Below are 4070 nucleotides of genomic sequence, written 5' to 3'. Positions count from 1 at the left end.
AGGTTCACAATAAAAGGATTAGTATATATTGCCATAGACCGGACGAGTTGGGGAACAATAAATATCTTGATGGTGAGTCTAATTTACGACAAGAGAGCCATGCCAATCTATTGGGAGATATTAGATAAAAAAGGAAGTAGTGCGATCGCTATCGCTGTAGGGTGCGTTCCCTAATGTGACTCCCACTGCTCCACTGATCGATTTTTGGGGAACGCACCATGCACATTTATTGAAGCTGTGGGTTAAAGTGCGATGCCGCTCTGGTGGGACCAGTGCGATCGCCGATCTTGTAGGGTGCGTTCCCTAATGTGACTCCTACTGCTCCACCGATCGATTTTTGGGGAACGCACCATGCACATTTATTGAAACTGTGGGTTAAAGTGCGATGCTGCTCTGGTGGCTTGAGTTCTGGATTGGCAACCTGTCACCGAGCAAACCCGACGGTGTTGGAATGATTCTGATAGCTGACGGCTAATAGCTAAGGGTTATCAATGCTAGGATAAAGGCTTGAGTAGAGAACGATCGAGCGAAAGCCATCTCATCGACAGAAGTAAAAACCCCGCCTCCAGACAGCCCCACTTCCCACTCCCCTATACCTTTTAAACAGAATTTAGTATAATTAACCCTGAATTGCGATCGCTAATTGAACGTGAAGTTTATGACTGGCTTTAAAAGCCATGTAATGAGCAGTGGGAATAGTTCCCAGTAAACTCAAATCACCAATTAAGTCCAATAATTTATGTCTTGCTGGCTCATTTTCAAACCGTAAAGGAGGATTTAACCATTGATTTTGATCGCAGACTAAAGCATTTTCTAAACTGCCTCCTTTAATTAAACCAGCCTTTTGTAAATATTCAATTTGATCGGCAAAACCGAAAGTCCGGGCTGATGCGATCGCTTGACTAAAACTTTCCTGATCAGGACTCCAACTATACCATTGATTACCGATGGGTTTATAGGTAAAATCGATGCCGTAGGTAAAACGTAATTCAGGGGAAGGAATCGCCGCCACAAAAGCATCCCCTTCGTACAACCAAATCGGTTGAGAAATCGTTAAATCTGATGGAGAAAAAGAGTTATTTAAACCGGCATTTTCGATCGCTTCTACCCAGATTTTGGCCGAACCATCAAGGAGGGGAATTTCCGCACCATCCACCTCAATGCGAGCATCCTCTACCCCCAAAGCGGTTAAGGCCGCCAATAAATGCTCAACGGTTCTAACCTTTGCTTCTCCTCGTCTCAATTCCGTTGATAAAGTTGTTTGGTAAACCGAAGAAACTAGAGCGGGAATAATCGGTTGATTGGCTAAATCTCTGCGGACAAAATAACGTCCTTCCCCCGGATTTGCCCCACAGACGCGCACCCGTGTTATCTCCCCCGAATGCAGTCCAATTCCCGATAATTCAAATTGTTTAGCGATAGTAGAAACCATAATTATTAAGTAATAAAGTGAAAAGCTTATTAGTGGTTTTGGGGGTTGGGTTTTAGGGTTTTAGGGTGTTGGGGTTTTAGTTGAATTTCCCTATTTCCCCATTTCCCTAATCCCCCACCCCCAATAACTGATTAGAATCGTTCCCCGATACCGAAATGGAGACGAGAACCACCATCGACATTAAAACCGTAGTCAACCCGAATTTGGCCGACGGGAGATTGTACCCGAACACCCAAACCGTAACCGAGACCGATACCGGGTAAATCCCGGACAATCCCGGGTTGACCGGGGACATCGCCTTGGGAACCAATAGTAGTGCCGAAATCGACAAATAACGCCCCCCCAATAATAGCGACAATGGGAAAACGATATTCGGCCGTCGCTTGCAAATAACTGCGACCGCTACCCACTTCTCCCTCGGCGTAACCCCGTACAGAGTTACTACCCCCCACAATAAAAGCATCGTAGGGGGGTAAATCGCCTAATACTGTCCCTGCTTGCACATTAAAAGCGAGGGATTGCTGACCTTTAAAAATATCGGTTTCAAAGAGATTAAAGGAATTAATAAACCGAACGGGGATAAAGTAACTATAACTACCCCGAACACGAGTGCCGAAAATACTGCCAGAACCGACCGGAATAGTTTGTTCTAAACCTAGACGCAGGAAAGAGCCACTGGTGGGCTGCAGGGGATTGTCGCGAAAATCTCGAATAGCGCCAATATTTAGGGAAAGTAGATCATCGATCCCAGAGGAACTAAAAGCCAGTTGTTGACTGCCAAAACCATTGAGAGGTGCAGACAGGGGGGAGATGTCACCATTGGCATTTTGCACCTGTACCTGTTGATAGTTAAAGCCTAGGGAAACCACCCATTTTGGTTTCGTAAACACATCGGGGGCCAAAGGACGGACAAAAGTAATACCACCACCCGTCCGGACGATACGGGGACTATCATTATCGTTAAGCGTCCGAATCGAGGAATTTTCCCCATCATAAACCAGAGAAATCGACTGTCGCCGGAAAACGTTCACCGTGTAGGAAGTGCGGAAATTATCCGTGGCAATCCAAGGATCGGAAAAACTCAGATCAAATAAAAATTCCCGTTCCCCTAACTGGACTTCTGCCCCTAAAGTTTGGTTATTACCGCCAAAATTGCGCTGTTGATAGCTGACAGTGCCGAATAAGCCCGCATTCGAGCTAATACCACCCCCAGCGGCCAGGGAACCAGTATTACCTTCCACCACATCGACGTTAACAATCACCTCCCTTGGGTCGCTGCCGGGGGAAAAAGACAGACGCACATCCTCGAATAAACCGAGACCGAAAACACGCTGTAAATCCTGTTGGGCGGTATTGCGGTTGAAAATATCCCCCGCTTTTAGGCGCATTTCCCTAGTAATGATAAATTCTCTGGTTTTAGCCTTGACCGGTTCCTGTTCGACGTTAAAATAACGTACTTGAATTTTTTCGATTAAACCTTCGGAAATGACCAAAATCACCCTACCATCGGGAGTGACTTGCGGCGCACCGATCACCTGGGCCAGATCATAGCCGTTTTTACTGTACCAGTCATTGATTTTTTTTACCCCCGCCTGTAATTCCCGCAAATTCAGGGTTTTGCCGTATTGACTAGCGAAAATTTCCTCGACCACCCCGGCAGGTAAAATCGATTTGTCCATGGTTTCCGGGGCAATTTGAATCTGTACACCCTGAAAAACGGGGTTAGGTTGCACCTCAAAGGTGACTCGCACCCCTAGGGGCGTATCTTGGGGAACTGCCCGCACATCGGCAAAAAAGCCCGTGGCAAAAACGGCGTTAATATCTTCTTGTAATTGCGATCGAGTTGCGCTTCGTCCTGGTCGGGTGCGAATAGTATTATAAACTAGATTTTCCAATTCTCGATCAGCCCCCTGTACTACCACTTCGGCCACCAAAACTCGTGACTCCTCGGCCTGCGCTGGTGGAGCTGTTGTGGGAGTTTCTGCTGGTCTTGGTATTTCCGTCGGGGTTTCCGGCGGTGCTGCCACGGGCGGAGTAGTTTCTCCCGTCGCAGGAGGAGACTGTACTATCTGCTCGATGCGGGGAAAAACCATTTCTTGCGGTTCTTCTTCGGCCATTACCGTCCCGTGAAATAATCCGAAAATAGCCAGCAGCAGGGCCAGCGAGGAATATCGCCCCGAAAAATTGAGATTTTTAAGCACTTCCACACACCCAGTAACACCATTATGGTTTTTTTGTTTTCTCTGCCCGAGAAATTTAACCAGCGTTAAAACTCTAGCAGATTGCTTACTCTCAGTAAATCCCGGCTTGACCGGTGACTCAAGAGATATTGCATCAGGTCTGATATTGGTCAGCCGTCAGCATTAAGTTTTTATCTTGCCATATCTTAGCTTTTTCTGGTTTGGCTCTATTCCAATTCACCCTCTGGGATTATTGCCAACTCGGTTGGCGCACAATTAAATACATATCTTCCTAACTCACCAAAATTAAAAACAATGGCTCTTCGGGAATTGTTATGCAAATAATTAACTTAAAATAAAATTCGATGAGAGTACCTAGTCTCAAAAATAGCTGAAATCTATACAGGAAGACACTTACGGCACAAACAGGTTAATACCAAAAGATAGACAATTGAGTT

General features: G+C 46.0%; 2 protein-coding genes. Both read right to left on the bottom strand.

What is annotated here, in order from left to right; translation table 11 throughout:
* Positions 1-619: 619 nt before the first annotated feature.
* The gene (gene lpxC / locus IM515_RS10135) at positions 620-1432 is read right to left on the bottom strand and encodes a UDP-3-O-acyl-N-acetylglucosamine deacetylase (RefSeq protein ID WP_287629891.1); all 813 of its coding nucleotides are present in this window, start codon (positions 1430-1432) and stop codon (positions 620-622) included.
* Positions 1433-1563: 131 nt separating this feature from the next.
* Entirely contained in the window at positions 1564-3549 is a 1986-nt protein-coding gene (locus IM515_RS10130; protein WP_287629892.1) for a BamA/TamA family outer membrane protein, read from the bottom strand.
* Between the last annotated feature and the right edge of the window lie 521 nt (positions 3550-4070).

The sequence above is a fragment of the Microcystis sp. M44BS1 genome, from assembly GCF_020244875.1.
Lineage (GTDB): Bacteria > Cyanobacteriota > Cyanobacteriia > Cyanobacteriales > Microcystaceae > Microcystis > Microcystis panniformis.
Note: the sequence above shows the minus strand (reverse complement) of the source record. Positions and strands in the feature narration are given on the sequence as shown.